Origin of the sequence: Lysobacter gummosus (assembly GCF_001442805.1) — a bacterium.
GTDB lineage: Bacteria > Pseudomonadota > Gammaproteobacteria > Xanthomonadales > Xanthomonadaceae > Lysobacter > Lysobacter gummosus.
The window spans coordinates 2,706,234-2,712,037 of the sequence record NZ_CP011131.1; the positions used below are offsets into that span (position 1 = coordinate 2,706,234).

4 protein-coding genes are annotated in these 5,804 nt (G+C 62.8%); 2 read left to right on the forward strand and 2 right to left on the reverse strand.

The features are described 5' to 3' along the window. Positions 1 to 49: 49 nt before the first annotated feature. Positions 50 to 1,561, reverse strand: a complete 1,512-nt coding sequence (locus LG3211_RS11160) for a discoidin domain-containing protein (RefSeq protein ID WP_057942912.1) — start codon at positions 1,559 to 1,561, stop codon at positions 50 to 52. Positions 1,562 to 1,966: 405 nt separating this feature from the next. On the opposite strand from LG3211_RS11160, the gene LG3211_RS27215 reads away from it, so the two are divergent. Beyond that, the gene (locus LG3211_RS27215; protein ID WP_257720563.1) at positions 1,967 to 2,098 is read left to right on the forward strand and encodes a hypothetical protein; all 132 of its coding nucleotides are present in this window, start codon (positions 1,967 to 1,969) and stop codon (positions 2,096 to 2,098) included. A gap of 194 nt (positions 2,099 to 2,292) precedes the next feature. Next, positions 2,293 to 3,054 carry a metallophosphoesterase family protein gene (locus LG3211_RS11165; protein WP_057942913.1) on the forward strand — a complete coding sequence of 254 codons (762 nt, stop codon included), beginning with the start codon at positions 2,293 to 2,295 and terminating at the stop codon, positions 3,052 to 3,054. A 104-nt stretch (positions 3,055 to 3,158) separates the two neighbouring features. Here LG3211_RS11165 and LG3211_RS11170 read toward each other — a convergent pair whose 3' ends face one another. Further along, positions 3,159 to 4,421 (reverse strand): acyltransferase domain-containing protein, encoded by a 1,263-nt coding sequence (locus LG3211_RS11170; RefSeq protein ID WP_222837603.1) that lies wholly within the window; start codon positions 4,419 to 4,421, stop codon positions 3,159 to 3,161. Positions 4,422 to 5,804: the final 1,383 nt, after the last annotated feature.

The window sequence follows — 5,804 nt, forward strand, 5'->3', positions numbered from 1 at the left end:
GGACGCAGCGCCGGCCGCCCGCGACGGCGGCCGGCGCGTTTTCATGCGATCAATGCTCCAGCACGCTCACGCTGGTGACGTACTGCGAGTCGGCGGTCCACGGCGAAGGATTGCCGACGCCCAGGCTGACCTGCAGCGTCTTGCCGGTAATGTCTCCCAGATCGAAATAACGCATCGGCACCAGCGCGCCCGGGCACCAGCTCCTGGGATTGGTGGTGTTGTTGTTGCGGAAGATCCCCGGATTGCCGCGCGGACTGAATTGCTCGTAGCTGGCGCAGTCGATCTTGGTGCTGAAGGTGGCGATTTGCGCGCCGTTGAGTTTCACCGCGATGTTGGTGTTGGTGTACTCCTGGCCGCCGGAGGCCGCGCCGTAGCCGGCGATGCTGACCGCCAGGGTCGCGATTCCCAGATTGGCGGTGTGCGCGGTGGTCGCCGTGGCGATGGCGTCGTCCTTTTCAGATGAACGCGACAGCAGGCCGATCACGTCCGGATCGCTGCCCGGCGTTAGCGTCTTGGTCGAGACCAGCGCCAGCGAATACTTGAAGCCGACCTCGGCGATCGCCGGATCGGTCACGCCGTGCTGCTCGCAGGCATCGCCGCCGTACTGCGGATTGGAGCCGCCGCTGATGCCGACCCAGATGTCGCGATCGGGATTGGCCAACGCCGCGGCATACGGGTCCATCGGCGCGTCGGGATACACCCGGGTCGCCTTCGTGCCTTGCCACATGTCGCTGAAGGGCGAGATGAAATCGGTGAAGGTCACCCGCGGCGTATCCACCGTCGGCGCCACGCCCTTGGCCGTGCTGATGAAGAATGCCGAGGCGAAGCGATCGTAAGGATCGCATTGGGCGTGATAGGTGATGCGCAGGGCGACGTCGTCGCCGATCTTGGCTTTCTCCGCGTCGCTGAGCTTGCGCGCGAACTCGGTGCCGCGCTTCCACATCAGCACCCCGGCCGGCGGGGTATAGGTGGTCGGCTCGGTGCTGCGGTAGATGCCGAACTGCGGCACCTGATCGAGCACCTGCACGAGTTTCTCCGTCGCCGGCGGCGCGTCGTTGACTTCGAATTCGTAAATGCGCGCGGCGCTGTCGCTGGTCTGGGTCGGGGTGGTGATGTTGAGGCGGACGTAGCGCGCGCTGATCGCCGCGACAGTGTGGGTGCTGACGTTGGCGGTGTTGTTGCTGACCGTGACCGCGGTGCTCCAGGCGCTGCCGTTGGCCGAGGTCTGGATATTGAAGTTCTTGCTGTTGAACGACGCCGGCTCGCCGCCGGCGCCGGCATGTTTGATCGTGAAAGCGGAAATCGATTTGCTCGAACCCAGATCGACCTGCAGCCATTTGCTGCTGGCCGAAGAGCAGAACTTGTCGCTGTTGCCGCCGCCGATGCTGCCGTTGAAGGCCTTGGCCGGGCCTTCGTTGGCGTTGCACGAGGCCGAACCCGTGGCGGGTTTGTTCAAGGCCAGATTGGCGGCGCTGGCGGCATCGACGACGCCCAGGCACAGCAGCAGCGCGCTCGCGGCCTGCAGGCGTTTGGATGGAGTAAGATGGTGGCTCGATTTCATGCAAGGTCCTTTTCACTTGGAAGCAATGGCCGGCGGATGGATCGGGTGCCGTGTCTTCCGGCGCGGCAGGGCGGCGAAGAAGGCGCGTATTCAGCGACTTGGATCGATCCAAACAGCAGAGTAAGCGGAGCCGGGGCAGGCCGATGCAGCCGCTGGGCGTTCGCGGACGCGAATTCGGAGCATTGGTTCGCAGTTCTCGCTGCGCGTTGTCGCGGGCGGCTTGCGGGCGGCAACGAAGGCGCGGCACTGGCATCGATCAGCGATGACATAAGCCCGCTGCCCTTGCTGATGAAGTACGGCGCCGGCCGCGGCCTGACTCCGCAGCAGATCCGCGATCTGCTCAATAGTCTGGGCAGCGACTACGGCGGCGAGTTGCTCAGCAATATGCGCGATGTCGCGCACTAGGTGCTCGACAGCGTCGATGGCGACCTGAGCAAGCTTAACGGCGCGTCCTTCAACAGCCAGTTGCAGGAGTCGTTCAACAGCCGCGCTGAAATATGGGCGCAGCACAATGGCGTGACCTTGCCGACCAGGTAAGCCGGGCGCACGCCGCGGCCTGGGCCTGTCGCCACGGCGTCGGCATCCGGGCCCGGCCCGCGCTGATGGATTGTCCGGATCTGCGCACGCGCACCGGGACGGCGGTTTGTCCGGGCATCGCACCGCGGTGTACAGAACGGCTATAACGGCTACTTCTATCTCGACGAGCCGCCGGCCGGCGATCCAGCGACGCGATGCGCATATTTGCCCTGTCCGATATCCATGTCGATCACGACGACAACGCCAAGTGGCTGCGCGGCTTGTCCGCCGCGGACTATCGGCGCGATCTGCTGATACTGGCCGGCGACATCACCCATCGCCAGCCGTTGCTGACGTGGTGCCTGAACGAATTCGCGCGACGCTTCGCCCAGGTCTTGTTCGTCCCGGGCAATCACGATCTGTGGGTGATGGGCGAAGCGCCGGGCAAGACTTCGTTGCAGAAGTTCGACGAAGTGGTCGCCATCGCCGCCGACTGCGGCGTGTCGATGCGCCCGTATGTGGGCAACGGGACGCTGATCGCGCCGCTGCTGGGGTGGTACGACTATTCCTTCGGCGAACCCGGCGAAGACCTGCTGCAGCGCTGGAGCGACTTCTACGCCTGCCGCTGGCCGCCCGGGTTCGATCCGGCGAATGTCGCCGCGCATTTCGCCGCGATGAACCTGAGCCAGGTGCCGGCCGGCGTCGATCGAGTGATGACGTTCTCGCATTTCCTGCCCAGGCTCGATCTGGTGCCGCGGTACGTGCCGGCCCAGCATCGCATCCTCGATCCGGTGCTGGGCAGCACGCGGCTGGACGCGCAGTTGCGCCGGCTGGGATCGGTGGCGCATGTCTACGGCCACAGCCACATCAATCGCAAAGTCCGCATCGACGGCGTGGAGTATTTCAACAACGCCTTCGGCTATCCGCACGAAGAGACGATCACCGCCAAGCAACTGGTCTGCATAGGAACGCTGTGAGGTCGCGGGCACGTGTGTGAGGACGCTGCGTTGTCGCAGCTCGCGTCGCAGCCGCAGACCCGCGGACGCCGTTCTCGACGATTCGGTACAGGACGCGCTATGCGTCAAGTCGAGACGGCCGACCCCGTGAGCGCGGCCCGCAGCGCCGCCATGTTTTTCAAGTCCTGCCCATACGGCGTCAGCGCCGGATGCACCGTCGATGCGGTTCCGGCGGGCAGGGCGTACTTGGCGAAGGTCGCCATGGTGCCGGACGGGCCGACGTCGATATAGCGATACGGCCCCTGGCTTTCCAATTGCGCGATGGTGTCGCGCAGGCGGATCGGCCGGCGCACCGCGCGCCAGAAGAAATCGTCCGGCAGGTCGGTCAGTACCGCTGCCTGCTCGCAGCACACCAGCGGCAGATGCCCGCGGCCGCGCGGAACCGAATGCATGAACGCCTCGAACGAAGCCTGCGCCGGATCGATCCAGCGCGAATGGAAAGCGAACGACACCGCCAGTCGCTGATGAGCGAGTCCGCGCGCACGCAGTTGTTCCTCGATCTCATCCAGCCGGGCCTGCGGCGCGGCGAGGGCGAAATGGTTGGCGAAGTTGTCCGCCGCCAGTTCGGCCTGATCGCGCAGCCAGTCCTGCTCGAACAGCTCGCGTCCGGCCAGGACCGCGATCATGCCGCCGCGCTGGCAGGTGTCTTCCAGGGCGATTGCTTGCTGCACGACCGCGGCCAGGGCGTCTTCGACATCGAGGTGGCCGGCCACCGCGGAGGCGGCGAACGAACCCAGGCTCGCGCCAAGCACCAGGTCGGGCTCGATGCCGTCGCCGATCAGGCACTGCGCGAGCGAGTATTCGAGGATGAAGATCGCCGGATGCGTCTTGAGCGTGCGATCGAAGCTGTCGGTGCGCGGCGATGCATACACCGCGTCGATGACCGGCATGCCGGCCATTTCCTGCGCCAGCTTATCCAGGCGAACCATCCAGTGACGAAATACCTCGCTGGTTTCGAACAACTGTTTGCCCATCTGGAAATACTGCGAGCCCTGCCCGGAAAACATGAATACCGTCTTGGCCGTCATTAAGCTGTCCTGCACGCGGGCGGTGGCGAGCGCAGCAGGATAACCGTTGCCGATGGCCGCTACGAGGACAGGCGCAAGGGCAGGCTCGCACGCCGATGACTCACTTTCGTTAAGGCCCGGCTCGTTCTTTCGTCGAGAAGCTGCGCGAGCCGGCGCTTGGTTCGCGGCGATCGCATGTATGCATCGCCGGATGAGGCGGCGACGCAGCAGATCGTCGATCGCGTCTGTCAGTTCCTGCTGCGACGATGAGGCAATTAGGCTGCCTGAAGTCGGCGCGGGGTATCCGGTCGCAGAAAGCAAGCATGCCATCTGCGGGTCGCGGCGCCATCACCTGCGCCGATGTCGATGTAGCGATGGGTTTGCAGATTGTGTCGGTTCTTGTCGTACAAATGTAATTCACGGTCGCCGCTGCGCTGCACAACGACATCGCTGCCGTTGCGTGGCGCGGCCACGACCAGACACATATCCAACGAAGCGTATGCTCCGTCAGGCGCAACACCGATACGTACTGGTCTGGCGATCGTCGCGCCGAGTTCCTGTTGCTTCGCGACAGGCACCGCTGCGGCAGAAATCGGTGTTTTCCCGCGGATTTATTCTATTTGTCGCCAAGCTATGCCATTGCCGTTCGCTTGCGGCAGTCGATCAGATGTCGTTTCGCGCGATGAGGTGATGATTGTCATCGCGAGCATGTGTGCATAGATAAATCGTGATGCGCGCACATCGCTGATGCATGTGTCGTAAGCGATACAAGGCTGCGCGGATGGTGCGATGAAGACATGCAAGCTCGCGCGCGGCCTGGTTCAAGTCGTCTTGCTTAATGCGTGTGCGTGCGATCACGGCTCGAGGAATGGATGTGTCATGTCGCTGTCGATTCTTGAGGCCTCTCACAACGCGATTGTCGCGACTCATCGTATTCGCGAAGCGATCATCGCGTGATGCTTTCATCAACCTATCGCGCGGCGATGCATCTAACGCGGTGTCATGTTCAATCACTACTTTGACAGCTATCACAGCAAAAAAAGCAGCGGAAAGGCCAAACCAGAAAGGCATCACACAACATGTGATTCCATCACTTTATATTTAATTCCGTAGAGCGCGTTGCACTGCATAGGAAAATACCCAGTGGAAGGGGAGACCGTCGCGGCGGTCGCCGGCCTCTCGCGCAGCCGGCAATTCGATTTCAATCCCCAGCCCGTGCATCAGATATTCATCCCGATTTCCGGGGCTTTTACAGGCCTCCGGATGGTTCTATGCGCGCCGCGGATTCGCGCGGTTTCTTTCGGCATGATCAAATTTCGAACTCTCATGATTTATGTACAAGACAGTGTCATGTAACGACATGCACCATTAGTGCCGGGCGCTGGTCGCCACAATCACTAACTAATCGATAAATCCTTCCCGGGTTCGCGCCTGCACATCGAGCGCGCGCCTGTCGGAGGAGTGTTGTCCGGATTCGCGAAAAGCCGGGTTTTCATGGGCTTTCGCACGCGAAACGACTCGAAACTTGCAATCCATGCCTCATCGCCACGGCGATGGCCGTACGGCGGAGGTGCGGAGCCACTAAATGGAAAATCGATGAGAACGGACACTAACCGTCAGAAAGTTCTGGCCGACCCGATTGACCGGGATCAACCCTCTCGCGAGTATCCGTGCGCGCACGAGCTGTTCGAGAGGCAGGTCGAA